This window comes from Acidaminococcus hominis, assembly GCF_022484025.1.
GTDB classification, from domain to species: Bacteria; Bacillota; Negativicutes; order Acidaminococcales; family Acidaminococcaceae; genus Acidaminococcus; species Acidaminococcus hominis.
This window is the reverse complement of record NZ_JAKVMG010000001.1, coordinates 734,712-753,928: the sequence shown is the minus strand read 5'-3', so window position 1 is coordinate 753,928 and position 19,217 is coordinate 734,712. Positions and strand designations below refer to the sequence as shown.

At 52.0% G+C, this 19,217-nt stretch carries 10 protein-coding genes and 2 pseudogenes; 8 read left to right on the top strand and 4 right to left on the bottom strand.

Going from position 1 to position 19,217, the window contains the following annotated elements; all coding sequences use genetic code 11:
* Positions 1-6: 6 nt before the first annotated feature.
* Complete coding sequence (gene pflB, locus LKE88_RS03120) at positions 7-2,286, top strand: formate C-acetyltransferase (protein ID WP_231086415.1); 2,280 nt, start codon at positions 7-9, stop codon at positions 2,284-2,286.
* A 318-nt stretch (positions 2,287-2,604) separates the two neighbouring features.
* Here the strand turns inward: pflB and LKE88_RS03115 are convergent, their stop codons facing one another.
* Positions 2,605-3,924: a dicarboxylate/amino acid:cation symporter gene (locus tag LKE88_RS03115; RefSeq protein ID WP_105325450.1), complete on the bottom strand. Its 1,320-nt coding sequence runs from the start codon at positions 3,922-3,924 to the stop codon at positions 2,605-2,607.
* Between the two features lie 548 nt (positions 3,925-4,472).
* Between LKE88_RS03115 and LKE88_RS03110 the strand changes: the two genes are divergently transcribed.
* Positions 4,473-5,696 carry an autotransporter outer membrane beta-barrel domain-containing protein gene (locus LKE88_RS03110; protein WP_146109024.1) on the top strand — a complete coding sequence of 408 codons (1,224 nt, stop codon included), beginning with the start codon at positions 4,473-4,475 and terminating at the stop codon, positions 5,694-5,696.
* A 987-nt stretch (positions 5,697-6,683) separates the two neighbouring features.
* Here LKE88_RS03110 and LKE88_RS03105 read toward each other — a convergent pair.
* Positions 6,684-7,082, bottom strand: coding sequence for a pyridoxamine 5'-phosphate oxidase family protein (locus LKE88_RS03105; RefSeq protein ID WP_105325452.1), 399 nt, complete (start codon positions 7,080-7,082; stop codon positions 6,684-6,686).
* An 829-nt stretch (positions 7,083-7,911) separates the two neighbouring features.
* On the opposite strand from LKE88_RS03105, the gene LKE88_RS03100 reads away from it, so the two are divergent.
* A complete protein-coding gene (locus tag LKE88_RS03100) occupies positions 7,912-11,325 on the top strand; it encodes an autotransporter outer membrane beta-barrel domain-containing protein (protein WP_276802736.1) in 3,414 nt (1,137 codons plus the stop codon).
* A gap of 976 nt (positions 11,326-12,301) precedes the next feature.
* Here the strand turns inward: LKE88_RS03100 and LKE88_RS03095 are convergent.
* Positions 12,302-12,679, bottom strand: a complete 378-nt coding sequence (locus tag LKE88_RS03095; protein ID WP_199614758.1) for a hypothetical protein — start codon at positions 12,677-12,679, stop codon at positions 12,302-12,304.
* A 72-nt stretch (positions 12,680-12,751) separates the two neighbouring features.
* A complete protein-coding gene (locus tag LKE88_RS03090) occupies positions 12,752-13,288 on the bottom strand; it encodes a hypothetical protein (protein WP_276802734.1) in 537 nt (178 codons plus the stop codon).
* A 504-nt stretch (positions 13,289-13,792) separates the two neighbouring features.
* On the opposite strand from LKE88_RS03090, the pseudogene LKE88_RS13235 reads away from it, so the two are divergent.
* From LKE88_RS13235 to LKE88_RS03075, 5 genes and pseudogenes are all read left to right on the top strand, one after another.
* Positions 13,793-13,924, top strand: a pseudogene (locus tag LKE88_RS13235) (ESPR domain-containing protein); the annotation flags it as partial.
* Positions 13,910-15,310 (top strand): annotated as a pseudogene (locus tag LKE88_RS13230) (S-layer homology domain-containing protein); the annotation flags it as partial. The pseudogenes LKE88_RS13235 and LKE88_RS13230, both read left to right, overlap by 15 nt.
* On the top strand, positions 15,302-17,341 hold the full coding sequence (locus tag LKE88_RS13225; RefSeq protein ID WP_434735296.1) for a hypothetical protein: 2,040 nt from the start codon (positions 15,302-15,304) through the stop codon (positions 17,339-17,341). The pseudogene LKE88_RS13230 and the gene LKE88_RS13225, both read left to right, overlap by 9 nt.
* The gene (locus LKE88_RS03080; protein ID WP_231086421.1) at positions 17,238-17,858 is read left to right on the top strand and encodes an S-layer homology domain-containing protein; all 621 of its coding nucleotides are present in this window, start codon (positions 17,238-17,240) and stop codon (positions 17,856-17,858) included. The genes LKE88_RS13225 and LKE88_RS03080 overlap by 104 nt, the downstream gene beginning before the upstream one ends.
* Positions 17,859-18,242: 384 nt before the next feature.
* Entirely contained in the window at positions 18,243-18,464 is a 222-nt protein-coding gene (locus LKE88_RS03075) for a hypothetical protein (protein WP_105325458.1), read from the top strand.
* The last annotated feature ends 753 nt before the right edge of the window (positions 18,465-19,217 follow it).

Below are 19,217 nucleotides of genomic sequence, written 5' to 3'. Positions count from 1 at the left end.
ATTTTCATGAACAGCATTACCCAAAGCATGGCATGGAGAGGCTTCAAAGGCGAAAAATGGACCGACGATGTAGACGTTAGAGAGTTCATCCAAAAGAACTACACCCCCTACGACGGGGATGAAAGCTTCTTGGCTGGTCCTACCGAAGCCACCGATAAACTGTGGGGCAAAGTACAGGAACTGCAAAAAGAAGAACGGGCAAAAGGCGGCGTTCTGGACTGCGAAACTGAAGTGGTTTCCAGCCTGACTGCTTACGGCCCTGGCTATATTGACGAATCCCTGAAGGATCTGGAACAAGTGGTTGGCCTGCAAACCGACAAACCCCTGAAACGTGCCTTCATGCCTTACGGCGGTATCAAAATGGCGGAAGAAGCTGCAGAAACCTACGGCTATCACGTAAACCCCAAGTTCCACAAAATCTTCAACGAATACCACAAAACCCATAACCAGGCAGTATTTGATGCCTACACCCCGGAAATGAAGCGTGCCCGTCACAGCCACATCGTTACCGGCCTGCCCGACACCTACGGCCGCGGCCGTATCGTTGGCGACTACAGAAGAGTAGCCCTGTACGGTATCGATTTCCTGATTGAGAAGAAAAAAGCTGACCTGGCTATCTGCGGCTGCGGCATGATGACCGACGACATTATCCGTCAACGGGAAGAACTGGCTGAACAGATCCGTGCCCTGGGCCAAATGAAAGAAATGGCTGCAGTTTATGGCTTCGACATTTCCAAACCGGCCACCAACGCCAAAGAAGCTGTACAATGGCTGTACTTCGGCTACCTGGCTGCCATCAAAACCCAGAACGGCGCTGCCATGAGCGTAGGCCGTATCTCCACCTTCCTGGATATCTACATCACCCGTGACCTGAAGGAAGGCACCCTCACCGAACAGGAAGCCCAGGAACTGATCGACCATCTGACCCTGAAATTCCGCATGGTGAAATTCGCCCGTATTCCTTCCTACAACCAGCTGTTCTCCGGCGACCCTGTATGGGCTACCCTGGAAGTAGCCGGCATTGGTATGGACGGCCGTCACATGGTTACCAAGAACGACTACCGCTTCCTGCATACCCTGGAAGACATGGGTCCTTCTCCTGAACCCAACCTGACCGTGCTGTATTCCTCCCAGCTGCCCAGCAACTTCAAGAAATACGCTGCCCATATCTCCGTCACCACTTCCTCCATCCAATACGAAAATGATGACGTGATGAAACCCGTTTGGGGCGACGACTACAGCATCTGCTGCTGCGTATCCGCTACCCAGACCGGTAAGGAAATGCAGTTCTTCGGCGCCAGAGCCAACCTGGGCAAATGCCTGCTGTATGCCATCAATGGCGGTAAGGACGAAAAATTCCTGACCAAAGACGGCAAACATATGCAGGTAGGTCCGGAATACGCTCCCATCACCTCTGAAGTGCTGGACTACGATGAAGTTATGCATAAATACGATCTGATGATGGACTGGCTGGCTGGCCTGTATGTCAACATCCTGAACCTGATCCAATACATGCACGACAAATACTACTACGAAGCTGCCCAAATGGCCCTGATCGATACCGATGTAAGAAGAACCTTCGCTACCGGTATTGCAGGCTTCTCCCATGTAGTTGACTCCCTGTGCGCCATTAAATACGCCAAGGTTTCCACCGTGCGTGACGAATCCGGCCTGGTTGTGGACTATAAGATTGAAGGGGACTTCCCGCGCTTCGGCAACGACGATCCCCGGGCTGACGAAATTGCAGTATGGCTGCTGAAGACCTTCATGAACAAGATCCGCAAGTACCATACCTACCGCAACTCCGAACCCACCACCTCCATCCTGACCATTACCTCCAACGTAGTATATGGCAAGGCTACCGGCGCTATGCCTGACGGCAGAAAAGCCTACGCTCCGTTTGCACCTGGCGCTAACCCCGCCTACGGCGCAGAACAAAACGGCCTCTTGGCTTCCCTGAACTCCGTAGCCAAACTGCCGTACGAATACGCTCTGGATGGTATCTCCAACACCCAGACCATCAGCCCTGAAACCCTGGGCCACAGCGAACCCGAACAAAAGGAATCCCTGGTACGGGTTATGGACGGTTACTTTGACCAAGGCGCTCACCACCTGAACGTAAACGTGTTCGGCGTGGAAAAACTCATCGACTGCATGGAACATCCGGAAAAACCTGAATACGCCAACTTCACCATCCGCGTATCCGGTTACGCCGTGAAATTCATCGACCTGACCAAAGAACAACAGCTGGACGTTATCGCCCGGAGAGCCCACAAGGCCATGTAAGAAACCGCCTTCTTTTGAAGGTTGGAAATAGAATAAAAGGCAGTCCCCTGAAACCAGAACGGTTTTGGGGGACTGCTTTTTTTGTCGTTAATGTTGGGGTGGCACTGCCGGGTGCAAGGGCAGCTGTAACCTTGCTTTGCAGGACAGACCGGTCGGCAGGGGAGGGGGAATGCACCCTTTCTCGACTCCTTAGGGCCAAGAGTCTGCGGCCCGATGCTTTATTACTACTTAACTGCATGAACCAAGGTGAATATAAAAAAGAACCGTACGATCAGCTCTCGTACGGTTCTTTTAGATTTAATTTTCTAAATTTCTTTCTTACACTTCCAGCGCCGGTTCATTGTTGTCATCATCGTCATCCAGTTCGTCGGCCAGGTCGTGGTTGGTCATGGCGCAGACAGCGGAGTCGGACCATACGTTTTCAGCGGTTTCCACCATATCAATGATGGTGTAGATGGGCAGGATAATCCCCATGATGCCAATGGGCGCGCCCACCGAGGACATCAGGGACAGGGTCAGGAAGTAGCAGCCCATAGGAACGCCGGCGTTGCCTACCGCAGCCAGTACCGCCACAAAGAGCCAGCCAATCATGCCGCTGAGAGTCAGTTCCATGCCTCCATTTTGCATCAGAAACAGGGAGGTAACCAGAATAAAGGCAGCGCAGCCGTTCATATTGATAGTGGTGCAGATGGGCAGCACGAAGCGGGATACCTGCTTGTGGGCGTGCATATTTTCTTCCGCACAGGCCAGGGTTACCGGCAGGGTGCCAGCGGAACTCTTGGTGAAAAGCGCCACCGCAATGGCCGGAGCCATCTTGCGGAACACGTGCAGCGGATTCAGCCCCCGGGCTGCCAAAAACAGCGGAATCACAAGGAAGAACTGAATCAGGTTGCCAGCCAGGATAACCAGGGTGTATTTGCCGATGGCCCCTACAATGACCCCAGCTTCAATCTGGGAGGACAGCTGGGCTGCGAAAGCCAGGATGCCTACGGGCAATACCCACAGCAGGGCACGGATCAGGGTAAAAAGCAGTTCTTCCAAACCGTGAATCCCTTTTAGGAGGACTTCCCGGTTTTCCGTCTTGGGCATAAAGGCTAGCGCCAGGCCTGAAGCGGCAGCAATCAGCATGACGGAAAGCACGTTGCCGGACAGGAAAGGCTGGAGAATGTTATTGGGAATAACCGACAGGAAATGTTCGTAGTACGATACCTTTTCCAGCTTTTGCGGCACAGCCGCCGTACCCTGATTGATCAGCTCCAAAGGCAGGTTGCCGGGAGCAATCCAGAGATAGAGCAGCAGGCCGATAGCCGCGGCACAGATGGTGGTCAGCAGAGTGTAGGTGACAGCATGGGCGAAGATGCGGCCCGTTTCCTTTTTGCCGCCCAAAGCCGACAGGGTGGTAATGACCGCCAGGGCGATGGTGGGAACTGCAATAAATTGGAATAAACGTGTGAATACCGTGGCAATAAAGTTGAAAAGCTGATTCAGCGCCGGAATCCCCAGCCAGCCCAGAATAGTTCCTGCCACCAGTGCCCCAAGCCATAGGGCCAACTGACGGTTGTTCTTGTGGGCCCGGCTGCCGTGAATGATTTCACGGGCCTGCTCCCGGACCTGGTCTTTCTGTTCCGCATTAGACATAAACAATACCCCTTTTCTTCCAATAAAATGAAGTGTACCCCGAATTGGTACACTTGCCATAGCTGTTATTATATGTAGGTTATTGGCAGATGTCAACCGCCTGAGGTGGTTCTTGTCACCGCTAATCCTACTTTTGTCCGCCAATTGCGAACAGCTGTCAAGTGAAAAGGCTGTTTGTTGTTAAAAAACACTATATATTTACCATAAATTTAATAATTCATCAAATTTATAAACGTACACTTTGTAACAATATACCTGTCAAACAATTTTGCTCTGGGTTAAATACACAGAATCCCTTGGACATTATTTAATAACAATCTTATAATAAAAGTGGAAAGAGTAAAAATTATACTAACAGGAATTGCTGCTAGTAAATATGCCTGCCAAGATTCTGGGGAGAATCTATCTGCAGCCTTACGAAAGGGGGGAAAGGCCAAGGTCCTAGGGGGACGTTGGTGCATATTATGGGGAAACAGAAGGCTTTCAAGAAACTGCATAGTACGAAAAAACAACTCCTCACTGCCTTGGTGCTTAGCAGTATCCTCGGGATGGGATTTGGTGCAGCACCTGCCTGGGCAGAGAGCAAGACAGATCAGGATACGGACAGCAGAACCCCGCTGGTCAGTCAGGTTAATGGCGTAGGGACCGTTTCCAACGGCTCTGATACTGCCGTAACCGATGGCCTTACTGCAGCCCTGGCCGCCTGGCGAGAGGATCACGAAGCTGTCCAGCTGCGGCAGGATTCGCAAGGAGCGGGTGAAGTGGCCAATAGTTTCACGCCTGTATTCACTTCCAGCGTAGACGCAAGTTATTTGGGTGCAAGACAGATTCCTCTGTTGGCGTCCATTACCACGCCCATTGCCCAAACCGTGCCTGCCCTGGTAGAAGCGGATATTAATGCTCCTGCTTCTGTCCTGGCTTCGGCTCCGCCTGCAGAACGGGGCGCCTGGAGTGTGGAACACGATGTGGACGCCAAGTTCACTCCCTACGTGATGGTGGGCGGCCATAACCTGCGCTACAACACCAGTTCCACGGTGGATACCAATGGCTTTAACGGTGAACTGGGGTTTGTAAAACGGATCTTTGAGGAAAGGCACGCCGACACCATTATGCCCTTTATGGAATACGGCACCGGCAATTATACCAGCTATAAGAACGGCAGCAGAGGGGACGGCAGCCAACGCTATATTGGCGCAGGGCTTCTGGTTCGTCGAGACCAAAGCAACGGCGTGCATTACGAAGGCCTGGTTCGAGGCGGACATCTCAGCGGCGACTATAGCGGAAACGCCGGCCTTTACCACGCAAACTACGATTCCGGAGCCAATTACTTTGCAGCCCATGCTGGCATCGGCCGCATCTATCACCAGGACGACAACGACTACAACCTGTACGGCAAACTCTTCTATTCCTACCTGAGCAGTGATACCGTGCAGCTTCACAGCGATGTGGGCAGTTTCGACTACGAACTGGAACCGGTAACCTCTCTTTGGACCCGTCTGGGCTTCCGCTGGACCAAACACCTGGATCCCGATGTTACCAGTTTTTATGCCGGGGTGGGCTGGGATTACGAATTTAATGGCAAAGCCAAAGCCCGGTATCAGGACTATACCACCCCTGAAGCCAGCATGAAAGGCTCCAGCGAATTTCTGGAGCTGGGCTGGCAGAGCAAGAGCAATAAGAATAACCCCTGGGGCGCCGACGTAAGAGTTACCGGCTGGCATGGGGTAAAGCAAGGCTTCACATATGGTGTAACGATTACCCGGAGAATGTAAATGTGAACTAAGGTTAAAAAAGCATTCCTACAGAAGCACAGAGTTTCTGTAGGAATGCTTTTTTGTGTGAAATCGGGGGAATGGGTGGGGGGCTGACAGATAGTGCTGAAGAAAACGGACGACGTACTACAGTTTCTACGAAACTGTAGAGGTGTTTTTGGTAATATATATGGCGGCGCCAGCGCCGCAAAAGGAGCCTTCCCCACCCAGGACCCTTGGATTCTTGGTGTGGCCCGTCCCTCCCCTTCCTAAAGGCGGGGAGGGCACGGGGTAGTGCTGACCGGTTCTGTAGGTGTTTTTGATAGTGAATGTAGTGGTAAAGCTATCGTAACGATTAACAATTGACCGGAGACGGTTATGGACGCTTCCTTCAAGGGTTGCGGTCGCGTCCAAACAGCGCCCAGGTATTCTTGAAACTGTTTGGAATACGTGACCCATGTGATAGCTGCCCAGAAATTGAGCCTGAAAGGCGAAAATGATGCGCTCATATCCAATTTTCAATGCTGCAAGCCGCAGAGAATTGGTTAATATGAGCCATGTGATAGCGGCCTGCAAAGCAAACCCACAGGGTGAAGCTGCGCAGCGAGCCGCGAACCACTCTGGCTAGCAGCGAACCACTAAGGAAGTGTCGCCAGGGGCGACGATAGAAGTTTAATCCAAGTATCATCTTTTAATCAATTATTTGCGGCTTTTAGCCGTCGAAGGGGCACTCTCCGTCTTATAACCCTCAACATTTGGGAGGCGTATCCGATCGTCCATACCAATGTATCAATGGAGGACCGGCTAATACGACCCCTGCGATAGCTTCCCATGAAACAAGTATGCTAGGACGCAGTTGCTTGGTATATGGCCACCCGCTCGGCCTCTGGGCCCGTTTCACACCATACTGTAACTGAAACAAAGTCTTCGTCCAGAAGGCAGCAGAAACGTCCCTGGGTTCTGCTCAAACAAACCCCAAGGACGTTCCTTTCGCAATTCACCGCGCCCTTATTTCAATACCTTTTTGTTATTCTCGTTAGGGGTGGTAATGATGATTTCTTCCGGGGTGATTACCAGGGCACCTTTGGCAGTGGCCGCCCCCTTAAACATGGTCTCCACCGCTTCTTTAAAGGTTTCCACCAGTTCTCCTTCTGTAAGATAGGCAGCGGTTCCTTTGATCTGATATCCTTCCAGGGTCTTGGCATCATAAACGGAAACCGCAATGTGGCCCTGGTTCTCCTGCAAATTCTTTAGGGTGGTAGCCAGGAACACATCTCCTACAGCCAGTTTGCCGTCCTCCGTCACAGTCTTGAACGCAACAGGAACAACATTGGGTTCACCTTTTTGGCTGCAAGTAGCCAAATCCCACAGGTTTTCTTTCAATAGATTTACAACGTTGTCATTCATGGTCAGATCCTCCAATTCTGTTTTTGCTAGGCTTTCTTTCGGCTGCCTATAGAATAGCAGTATTGCTTGTGAAACGAAATATATAAACCTATTTATGAGTTACTGATTAATTTCATAGTGACTATGGCAGAGGTAACGCCTTTGCGGCCAAAAAACCGGCGTCGCATTTTCCCTTTCCCTCCAGCGGCAGTTCTTTATCCGTTCCCGGAAAGCAAGTCACTGCAGGATTTTCTGTAAATATAGCTGTAAATATGTTGTCTTCACAACGTTTAGAACAAAATATATACTTTCGTATAATTGCAATATTTTTCATAGTTGATACAATATACATAAAAGGTTTCGAAAGACGTACAAGCCCAGTGAATCCCAGTAATTTCTCCATCCACCAATTTTAGCCTCAGCATTACCAGCAAAAGTTATACCAAGTTTTTATCTTATCCCTAGAAACCTGTGCGCTTTCGTTTTCACCTTATTCCCTTCGGGGTTAATCTCCTCTCCCCAGGAGTTGACCTATAGATTTTCCCCATTCCATTTTGGAAAGGCAGACTGCACTTCACCCCCATTGAAGTGCCGCCTGCCTTTCTGCTTTTCTGTGCAGAAAGGCAAACCTGCCAAGTACTCTAAAAGCCACCGTATTTTTTGATAAGAAAGCAGTTCAAAAACAACAAGAAAGTCCCTAAACCCGCATTCAGCCTAGCTTTCCCCACTTTAAAAAGATTATACTTTCGTATAATTGAATTTAAATCCGATTTTGTTACAATAGAATTAACAAAGGGAAGTTTCATAATAATATACAGAATAATCTGAACAAAGTGGGAGGCGAGCAATCATGTCGAAACGGGATAAAGCCTTACGATTAGCCATTTTGGCGGCATTGCTGGGCAGCGGTGTGTGCGCTCAGTCGGTACAGGCACAGGACCTGACCAATCCGCCTGTCGCCTATTCTGATGGCTCTTATGATAACGTGTACGGTTTATGTGTATATGGAGCAAATGAAAATGCTGTCAATAATCAGCTGACCCTTTCTGGACCTGTTCAGGTGACGGGTCAGGCAGCAGGGGGCTGGTCCACCTATGGCAGTGCCATTGGCAATACTGTGACCATTGCCCTGGATGCCAACGGATATATAGGCACCAGCTCCGGTCTAGGTGGTACTGTGTATGGCGGCGGGGCAGAAGAGGAAGGGGCCGGCTCAGCCATGAACAATACCGTAAAGCTGGAAAGCGGAAATGTATATGGTGCGGTTTATGGCGGGGCTTCCGTTGGTGATGAAGTGAATGGTAGTGTCGGAGAAGCTTCTGGCAACCAGGTCCTGATGAGCGGCGGTTCAGCGATTCGCGTCTGCGGAGGGTCTTCAGGAGTGGGTGCCGCCAACAACAATACAGTGACCCTTAGCGGCAGTGCTGTTATCACAGGAACCTATAAACCGGTGTACGGCGCCTATACCGTCGGCGGGAATGCTTCGGGAAATACCGTAAATATCCAGGCTAGTGCCTCTGTAAAGGGAACCGTCATCGCCAGCTATTCCCGGGACGGCGAACTGATTTCCGGCAACAAAATCAACATGACTGGAGGCACAGTAAACGGCGAACTGTATGGCGCCTATACGGATACGGCTACAGGATTCTCTTCCTCTGGAAGGGCCGATGTTCTCAATAACGAAGTGAATATCAGCGGTGGCTCAGGGGTCACCCTGGCCTGGGGCGGTAATACCTTTTTCGGTTTGGCCCAAGGCAATAAAGTGAACCTCAGCGCCGGTACGGTGTCCCAAGAAATCGTTGGAGGCTTTTCAGCCCAAGGCGATGTAGTGGACAACCAGGTGACGGTGAAGGGTACGGGCGTTGTGGGCGGCAGCGGCAATGTCTACGCCGGCCTGAGCAATGGGAGCAAGGCGGCAGGAAATATCCTGTATATTCAGGAAGCAGCGGAGATTAGGGGCAAGGCCTATGGCGCCCTTCAGCAAGGCAATGAAGTCTCCAGCTCTGCAGAACGCAACCAGGTTCTCATGAGCGGCGGCTCTGTAGGCGGTGATGTGTATGGCAGCAGCACAAAAACCCAAGCCTTTAAAAATAACGTGGAAATCAGCGGCGGTACAGTTGGCGGCAGTGCTTACAGTGCTTATGCAGAAGGCCTGGAGGCCAGTGAAAATACCCTGACCCTTAGCGGGGGCAGCGTAACGGGTACCCTATACGCCGGCTATGCCAAGAATGGTACGGCCAATCAGAACCAGGTAACCTTCAGCGGAGGCTCCTTGGGAGCCGATGCCTACGCCGGTTATGCCCGTAACGGCGCCGAGGGAAATACCCTGCTGCTCTCCGGCAATAGTGTAGTGCCCGGCAATGCCCTGGCAGGGTTTTCACAAACCACCGCAGCTACTGGCAATACCCTGGCCCTCAAGGACCACAGCGAAGTCAAAGGCAATGCCGCAGGCGGTGCTGTGTATATGGGCTCTGCCGCGAACAATACGGTCCTACTGCAAAATAATGGCCAGGTAGACGGCAAGGTTTACGGCGGCCTGCAGCAGCTGGACCCGGAAACGCAGGAAATGCTGGACAGTGCAGATGCGTATATAGAAGAAATAAGAAGCAGCGATCTTCCTGAGGAGAAAAAAGCGGAGCAGATTGCACAGGTCCAGGCGCGGGTGGAATACATACAACAAGCCAGTGCCGGTACAGCGGAGGGCAACCAGGTCCTGGTAAACGGAGGGGCCATTGCCGGCAATATCTACGGCGGTGCCGTGAATAGCGCAGGGGATGCAGTGGGTAACAGTGTAACCTTTAGCAGCGGCTATACCACCGGTGCCATCTATGGCGGCTATGCTGCCTACGGCAATGCTCTGGATAACACCGTTACCATCAAAGGCGGCAGCCTGGGAGGCACCTCCAGCCTCTACGGCGGCCGTCCAGGCAGTGAAGGCACCAGCTCCGGCAACACCCTGAACCTTTATACCAAGGGCAACACCGTTGAGAACCTGGACTATTTCCAGACCCTGAACTTCTACGTCCCCCAAGGCACCAAAGCAGGGGAGACCATGCTGACCGTAACCAAGAGCGCCAACGTCAGCGCAGCCGCAGTGAATGCAGGCGTCTACGATACCACCCAATTGAACCCGGGAGAGGTCATCAACCTGGTGTACAACCCCAACGGCATTACCACCGACGGGACCAGCTATAGCGTTATGGAAGGGTTGGATAAGGTTACCGACGCCAGTTTCCTGGAGCGCACTGTGCTCATCAAAAAGCAGGACCCCAACACCATCGTCCTGTATATTCCTGGCGACAGCAAGCCCACCCTGGACCCCGGCACCAAAGTCATCCCCGATGAACGGGATACCGGAACCAGCCTGGTGAACGAAGGCTCCGACCTGGCTGTCAACGATGGTTTTGAAAGCGCCCTGGCTGCCCACGAAGCAGGCTGGCTGGAAGACCATTCCATCAAAGCCAAGTTTACCCCCTATGTGGTCCTGAGCGGACACAACCTGCGCTACAACCGGAAGCAGAACCCGGTGGATACCAACGGCTTTAACGGCGAACTGGGCTTTGTAAAACGCTCCTACGAAGATGATTATATCGACACCAGCATGCCCTTCCTGGAATACGGCAACGGCAACTTTACCATCCATTATCCCACGGCCAGAGCGGACGGTGGGCAACACTACGCAGGGGCAGGCATTCTGCTGCGCAGGGACCAGAATAACGGCTTCCACTACGAAGGCATGGTCCGGGCAGGCCGTTTCAGCGGAGATATGCACGGCATCATCGGCAGCCGCAGGTTTGGCTACAATACCAGCAGCAACTACTTCGCCGCCCACCTGGGCCTGGGCAAAGTCTATACTGACGATACCAACGACTACGATTGGTACGGCAAAGTCTTCTACGCCCACCTGGGCAGCGATACCGTCCAAATCCGCACCAACGCCGGCACCACCCAGTATCAGCTGGACAGCGTGGATTCCCTCCGTACCCGGCTGGGCTTCCGGTGGACCAAGCACCTGGACAAAGAAACCTCTAGCGTCTACGCCGGCCTGGGCTGGGACTACGAATTCAAAGGCGAAGCCAAAGCCTACCACGGCGATTACACCACCCCCGCCGCCAGCCTAAAAGGCTCCAGCGAATTCCTGGAACTGGGCTGGCAGAGCAAAGACAACAAAGAGAACCCCTGGGGCGTGGACCTGAGAGTCAGAGGCTGGATAGGGAAGAAACAAGGGTTCACCTATACGGCAACGATCACACGGAGAATGTAGATGTGAACTAAATAAAAAGCATTCCCCCAAAAGTATAGAACTTTTGGGGGAATGCTTTTTTGTGTGAAATCGTGGGATGAGTGGGGGGCTGACAGGTATTGCTGAAGAAAAAAGGAGAACGTGCTACGCTTTCTACAAAAGCGTAGAGGTGTTTTTCAGAATAGATGGCGGCGCTAGCGCCGCAGAAGGAGCCTTCCCCACCCAGGGGCCTATGAATTATTGGAGTGGCCCGTCCCTCCCCTTCCTCATAGGCGGGGAGGGCATGGGGTAGTGCTGGCCGTTACGAGTGGTGATTTGATAGCTTATGTAGTGGTAATGCTATATTAACGACTAACAATTGACCAGTAGTGGTTTTAGAAGCTTCCTGCGAGCGTTGCGGCCGCATCCAAACATCCCCAAAAATATCCCAGAGGATGTTTGGTTAATAAGGCCCATGCGATAGCCGTCCAAGGAGCAAGTCCGTCAGGACGCAGCTGCTTGGAATACGGCGAACCGCTCAGGAAGTGTCGCCATAGGCGACGATAGAAGTTTAATCCAGGTATCATCTTTTAATCAATTATTCGCGGCCCTTGGCCGCAGTAGGAGCACTCTCTGTATAACCCTCAACGTTCACGGGGAGGGTGTCGCACAACGTGCGACGGGAAGGGCCGGTGCCACCTGCGCCCGCATGCGTGCGAGGTCAGTTACTTGAACAAATCCGCAATAATAATATATTTTGTGCTGCTTAGCTCCTTCCACATTGTGCTCAAAAATAAGTAATTTTAGAAACGTGGTAGTGCCTTATAGTTGACATCCATCAAGTGTGAGGGAGGTGGCGCCGGGAGGCGACGAAGAGAGTTTTCAAAGCACATAAATATCAAAAACGATATATTTTTCCTTTCATTCCAATATTTGCGGCCCTTGGCCGCTGCCTTCCCAGCCCAACAGCAGTCCCAGGCTGGGAAGGTGGGGCGCCCAGCGCCTCGGATGGGTGGCCCTAAGGCCGCTCCAGGCCCTCTGCTTGCAGGTCTCTAGCCATCCTTTCAATAGATTTTCTAAAGAATACAAGATATTTTCTCAATTCCTCGCTGAAACCGTCCAAATCTGCGTCCGTAATAACACCGTCATAGAGAAACCGCATCAGAAAATCAATCATGGTACCCTTGCTGACTTCACATCTGACCCCAGGATGTTTTTTGTCTTCACGCATTTTTTTCCAAAGGGTCCAAAATTTTGTTGATGCTGGATCCTTTCCTTGCAGGTACTGCGCGTATTCCTGAACCAATTTTCCCATATAGGCTTCCTGCCATTTCGGAAGTCTTTCCTGGTAAAGCTTCCAGTCTTTTTTGGTTACTTCATAATACACAGGCTCCATAAGCGCTCCTCCTTTACCTCAGTCGTCCTCGCCGCGCCGTTCCGTTAAAATCTCGTTCAAATCCCCACAATCCTAAGAAGGGGCGTCCCCTATATAGGGCACCGGTCTGGGAGGTCCCATTTTATACAGCTTGCAGTTCTTTGGCCCATAGCAAAAGCTCTCGAACCGGAATTTTTGGGAAACGCCCCAATCGTATTCAATGGCAACATTGGCCATACAAGCCCATTTGCAGGTGACGCATTTGCTGCCCCACCGTCTTTTGTCCAGCAGGCGGCAGCCGCGCCAGGCATAGACTTCCAAAGCAGGGACCTCTCCCACCCAGGGCGAATCCTTTGCTTCATCTACAAAAGCAGCTTCCGCCGTCTTTTTCAGAGCCCCGGCCCGATAGTAGTCGGCATATTCCCACTTGGGATACTGCTTCGTCCAGGCCGTTCCAGATATTTCATCACCAATATGAAAGCGCAGTCTGTTCTGCTGCCGTTCCGAAATGGCAATGGAAAAATCCCTGGCCTCACCGTCCGCCTTTCCCGTCAAAAACAGATTATAACCAATCATGCCATGGGTGCGGTTATCCAGCCGATAGCGCCAGACCTTGGAACGGGGCTGCACCGACAAAATACGGCCAAAAACTTGATTTTCTTCTGTTCGTTTTTCATAAAAATGCCTCCTTCAGGTGGAGTGCTTTTTGTCACAACCATTATACCCACGAAGCAATCCCAAAAGCAAACGCTAAAACGTTTGGAGTGTCCAGAAAGCCGGCAGTGTGGGATGCCCCGTGCCAACGCAAAGGGTTCCCAGGCCGCACCTACATAACCAAAATACGTACTTCACACACGTACAACAATCCTTATTTCGTACCATAAATTTGAGTACTATTACATAAATAATGAATTATATTACAAAACGCTGTACATATTATATAGTTATTTCGTATTCGTGAAAAATTCATTACATCATATTCTTTGTTTAATAACATAATGCTTATAAAATATAAAAACAATTAAAAGAAAACTGAAAAGTCATTGACAATTGTCCTCTAATGGAAGATAATTTGATACAGAGAACAGTTCTTAATTGTGCTCAAAATGGAATACGAGAAAAGGGGCGAGGTTTATGAACAAGGCATATCGAGTCATTTGGAGTCGAGTAAAACATTGTTACATCGTTGTCTCCGAACTGGCAAGAAGCCACACGAAAAAATCTGGGAACGCCAGAGCTGGGGGAAAAAGCATGGCAGCTCTTTGTACGTTCCTATTGCTCAGCAGTGCCGGTGTCGCAGGAGCAGCTGACACCACTGTTGGCGGCGGAGCAGGTGTGGCCTATGGGACGGGCAGTTCGGCACCCAAAGCGGAAAATGTGGCTATCGGGAAAAATGCCACCATTTCCTACTCTGGCGGCGTTGGGCAGCCATCTACAGGCGATATTGTTATCGGTGGTGGTGCACATACCAATAACTATATTGACCAAGGCGGTGGTATCGCAATTGGTGCCAATGCTTTTGTGGAAAATATGGTTGGAGGCTTAGAGCGATCTTTTGATTTTAATCAGGCCCAATATGATAGCATCTTTGGCATATCGTATGGATTCCCGAAAGATCCATCAAAAATGGTAACTGGTGTAGCTATTGGTCAGAATACCTATGCCCGTTCCGGCAGCGTCATGCTTGGTACTCATAATTATAAGGGAGCATTAGGCGACACAGAGGTCGATAGTGCAAATGCAAAGGCTGATAATATGTCGTTGTTTTCTACAACGGTAGGTGCCAATAGTTATACAAATGGATTATTTTCTTCCGTAACAGGCTCGTACTCCATTGCATCTTCTGATTATAGTGGTGGAACTACTAATGCTGTAAAGAATTTTGGCGCGACTATTACAGGTTCTTTAAACAGCATCGAATCGAAAACAGCATCCTCCGCTTACTCCGGCATCGCCAGCAGTATTGTTGGTGTGGCCAACAGGGTATACAATTCCAACGGAGCTTTGGTCTTTGGTGCCGGCAATGAAATTACCAATTCTGTTACTGATGTATCGGCTTTGGACCTTAATTTTGACAATGCATCGCCCAATGCACTGCGGGATAAGTTGAAAGGCATGCTGAAAGATGCCAACGGCGGCGGTTCTACCCTGGCCATTGGCGGCGGCAACACGGCGGATTATACCCTGCTGACCCAGATTTCCGGGGTCAGCAACACCATTACCGGTTCCTCCAGCACCCCTGCCAAGCTGAACTATATTGCCGGGTTCCAGAATACCATAACAAATGCTTCCAATAATATTGTCATGGGGGACAAGCATACAGTTACGGCAGAAAACACCATTGCCATCGGTGGTTTGTCCAAGGCTGAAACCCGTTCTGTGGCCAATACCACGTCCCTGGGTTATGATGCCCTGGTCAGCCAGGAGGGCGGCGTAGCCCTGGGCTACCAGTCCAAGGCGGCGGTAGACAAAGGCGCAGCGGGCTACGACCTGTCCACCAACGCAGCCTCCACCGATACCAGTTCCACCTGGAAAGCCACCGCAGCGGCCGTTTCTGTGGGCGATGCGGATAACGGCCTTACCCGTCAGATTACCAGCGTGGCAGCCGGCTCCGCCGATACCGATGCGGTAAACGTAGCCCAGCTGAAAAAAGCCGTAAGTTCCGCTGCTGGTTCTGCCGCCCACTACTATAGCGTAAAGAGCGACGAGCAGGGCGACGGTTCCAACTACAACAACGATGGCGCCAAAGGCCGAAACGCACTGGCAGCCGGCGTAAATGCTTCGGCAAAAGGCTTCGAATCGGTAGCCATTGGCTATGGCACTAAGACCACCGCAGACAACACCGTGGCCATCGGCAACGGCAGCCAGGCTATCGGCAAGCACGGCGTGGCCATCGGCGACGGTGCCACCGCAGGCTCCCCGGACAGCAACTACCTTTTTGGCAACATTGCCATCGGCACCGGAGCCAATTCCGCCGGCGGCGTTGCTATCGGTGATAATTCCAAGGCCGGGAATTACAGCTTGGCAGCTGGCCTCTATTCGGAAGCCGGCGACCGGGCCGCAGCTGCTGGGTATTCCAACAAAGCCACTGGCCAGTGGTCCTCCGCTTTGGGGGTAGGCAACGAAGCCTCGGCCCTTTCCTCTACGGCTGTGGGCAATGGCAACAAGGTGTCCGGCCTCAGCTCCGCCGCAGTAGGCGTGAGCAATAACGTAGCCCAAAATAATACCTTCGTCCTGGGCAGCCGCGTGACCACCACCCAGGCGAACAGCGTGGTCCTTGGAGCTGGTTCCGCCGACCGGGCGGCCACCAGTGAGACCAAGGGGACCATCACCCTTTCCGACGGAACCACCCGGGAATATGGGAACTTTGCAGGCACTAGCCCAACTGGCGTGGTCAGCGTAGGAGCTAAAGACAGTGAACGGCAGATCATCAACGTGGCAGCCGGAAAGATCAGCGCCGACAGCACCGATGCCGTCAACGGCAGCCAGCTCTACAGCCTGGCCAACGAAGTGGGCAAAAACGCAGACGCCATCAAGACCATTAACACCCAGATTACCAACGTCACCGCCGAAGCCGGTAAGCACACCACCGTAAAGGCCGGGGCTAACAAGAACCTGACCGTCACCGAAGGCACCAATGCTGCCGGCGGCAAGGAATATACTGTGGACCTTTCCGAAAATCTCAATATTGGTGGGCCGGGCAAAGACGGCAAGGACGGTACGGACGGCCATATGGGCATCGACGGCAAGGACGGCATCTCCGTCAAGGGCGACAAAGGCGAAGTGGGCATTAACGGCAACGATGGCATTTCCATCAAAGGCGCAGACGGCAAGGACGCAGTGGCCATTAACGGCAAAGATGGGGTCGGCCATATCGGTCTCACCGGACCTGCCGGGACCAACGGCAAGGATGGCACCAATGCCGTGGATATTTCCGTGAAGAACGGCTATAACGGCCAGGACGGCACAAGCGGCGCTGCCGGAGTAGACGGCAAGGACGGTATTACCCGCATCGTTTACGAAGACAAAACTGGAGAACATCAGGTAGCCACCCTGGACGACGGCATGAAGTACGGCGGCGATACCGGAGATGTCATCGCCAAGAAGCTGAACAACCAGGTGAACGTTATCGGCGGTATTACGGACCAGGGAAAACTCACCGCCGCAGATAATATCGGCGTGGTCTCTGACGGCAAAGACAACCTAAAGGTGCGGCTGGCCAAAGACCTGACAGGTATCACCTCCATCAGCAATGGAGGCAATACCACCATTACCCTGGGCGATAACGAAGTGAACGTGAACAACGCCAAAATCACCAATGTGAAGAACGGAGACATTTCCGAAGGGTCCAAAGATGTGGTAAACGGCGGCCAGGTCTATAATGTAACGCGGAATTTAGAACAAAAAATAGACAATTCCGCAGCACAGCTGGGCAGCCGCATCAACAAACTGGGCGACCAGGTAGAACGGGTAGGAGCTGGCGCAGCAGCTCTGGCCGCACTCCATCCCCAGGACTTTGACCCCGATGACAAATGGGACTTTGCAAGCCGGCTATGGCAATTACAAAGGAGCCAATGCAGTGGCCGTAGGCGCCTTCTATCGCCCCACCGAAGACGTGATGTTCTCCGTAGGCGGTTCCTTCGCTGGAGGAGAAAACCTGGTGAACGCCGGCGTCACCTTTAAACTGGGCCAGCACAACCACGTCACCCGTTCCCGGATAGCCCTGGCCAAAGACGTACTGGAGCTGAAGCAGCTGGTAGCCAAGCAAAGCGCCATAATCCAGCAGCTCATGGCCGGACAAACCCCAGCAAGCCCCGCAGCCCAGAACGTTGACTTCCCCGATGTACCTAAAGACCATTGGGCTTATACCTACGTGAAGACCTTGGCCGACAGAGGCTACCTGAAAGGCTATCCGGACGGCGAATTTAAAGGTAACCGTACGATGACTCGTTATGAATACGCAGCCATCATCTATAGAGCCCTGCAAAACGGCGCCCCTGTAGATGGCAATATGGGCCGCTCTTTGGGTGAATTTGGCCCCGAAATCCAAAAAGTCGCAGAAGCCGACCACTTCCGGGTAGACCGGGTTTCCGGCAAAGACAACGACCGGCATAAAATCGAACGCCTCCGGGTCAACGACCAAGACGACAAAGCCCAGCACGTATTCCGGGACGTGTACGGCAGCCAGATTAAAAAATAGAGAAAAAGCTAAGTCAAGTAAGAAAACAAACCCCACGAAAGCGTCAGTTGTTCGAAAGAATAACTGACGCTTTTTCACAGGGGGCTGGCGGGTTGTTGCGGCCAATGGACCTGAAGTGATGTGGTGCCGGGAATCCCCGCTCAGTCAGCCACTAGCGTGGCTGCCAGCTCCCCCCTAGTGGTTCGCGGCTAGCTGCGCAGCTACGTCCTACGGACTTGCTTTGCAGGCCGCTATCACAGGGGACGCATTAGCCGGCCCGCCTTTGGACCCATGTTATGGCGGACCGGATGCGTCTCCCAAAGGTTGGAGCCTTTAAATGGACGTGCGGTCAGCGGGGATGGGGGGATGAAAACAAAAATTGCTTCAAGTTGTTGAGGAATCAAGATGGAATATATGGCAGAACAGGAACCCCAACCAGGTCCTGCTTTAGAACCAGGGCAGGACCGACCTTCCCCTTCTCCAGTGCGTGCCGAGCAACGCACTGGTAAGTGGAAGGCAATGTGGCGCAAGCGCCACAAAAACATGGATGCGGACGTGCTGGTCGATAGTAGTGGAGATTTGAAAGCTAATGTAGTAATAACCGCTATACTATTGATTAATAAATGACCAGTGGGGGGTTAGTATGCCTTCTGCAAACGTTGCGGTCGTGTCCAAACAGCGATACGGGTATTCCAAAAGCTGTTTGGTGTATGCGAGCCATGTGATAGCTGCCTGTGAATCTAGTCTGCAAGACGAAGATGAACAGCTAGCAGCGAACTACTGAGAAGGTGTCGCATTTTCCTTTAAAGCCCCCTTCAAGCGTTGCGGTCACGTCCAAACAGCGTCACAGGTATTCTAGAAGCTGTTTGGTACACGTGCCCCATGTGATAGCCGTCCAAGAAGCAAGTCCGTAAGGACGCTGCTGATTGGAACACGGCGAACCACTAAGGAGGTGGCAGCCAAAGGCTGACGGAGGAAGTTTACTCGGTTTTTCGCGGCCCTTGGCCGCGATTTGCCTTCTCTTTACCTGTTCGCTATGCGAACAGGTAAAGGGGAAGGAAGGCATTGCCGAAGGCAATGCCAGGATGGGGTTCAAAACCAAGATACCTGTACTACACTCGTTGAGAACGTCGACCAAAAATCCGGTACAGAGTTTTCTACAGCTAGAGATTGCTTTACGTTCGAGATTTTGACCTAGTTGGACTACCGTCCTTCATGCACTAGCCCCAAAAGGGGATAGCATTTTCCTTTTCAGGGAAAATGCCGCAACCGGCAATAGGGGGATTCCCGGCACCAGCACACTTCAGGTACATTGGCCGCACCAACTGGTCCGATGTGTTTCCCTCCCTCCAAAACCCTGTTGACAAATATCCCCTCTTT

What these genes read in the sequence shown, in the direction of transcription:
- LKE88_RS03110 (WP_146109024.1), top strand. Translation starts at nt 4,473, where the DNA reads ATGGGATTTGGTGCAGCACCTGCCTGGGCAGAGAGCAAGACAGATCAG.
- LKE88_RS03075 (WP_105325458.1), top strand. Translation starts at nt 18,243, where the DNA reads ATGGAATATATGGCAGAACAGGAACCCCAACCAGGTCCTGCTTTAGAA.
- LKE88_RS03105 (WP_105325452.1), bottom strand. Translation starts at nt 7,082, where the DNA reads ATGAATGACAACGTTGTAAATCTATTGAAAGAAAACCTGTGGGATTTG.
- LKE88_RS03115 (WP_105325450.1), bottom strand. Translation starts at nt 3,924, where the DNA reads ATGTCTAATGCGGAACAGAAAGACCAGGTCCGGGAGCAGGCCCGTGAA.
- LKE88_RS03095 (WP_199614758.1), bottom strand. Translation starts at nt 12,679, where the DNA reads ATGGAGCCTGTGTATTATGAAGTAACCAAAAAAGACTGGAAGCTTTAC.
- pflB (WP_231086415.1), top strand. Translation starts at nt 7, where the DNA reads ATGAACAGCATTACCCAAAGCATGGCATGGAGAGGCTTCAAAGGCGAA.
- LKE88_RS03100 (WP_276802736.1), top strand. Translation starts at nt 7,912, where the DNA reads ATGTCGAAACGGGATAAAGCCTTACGATTAGCCATTTTGGCGGCATTG.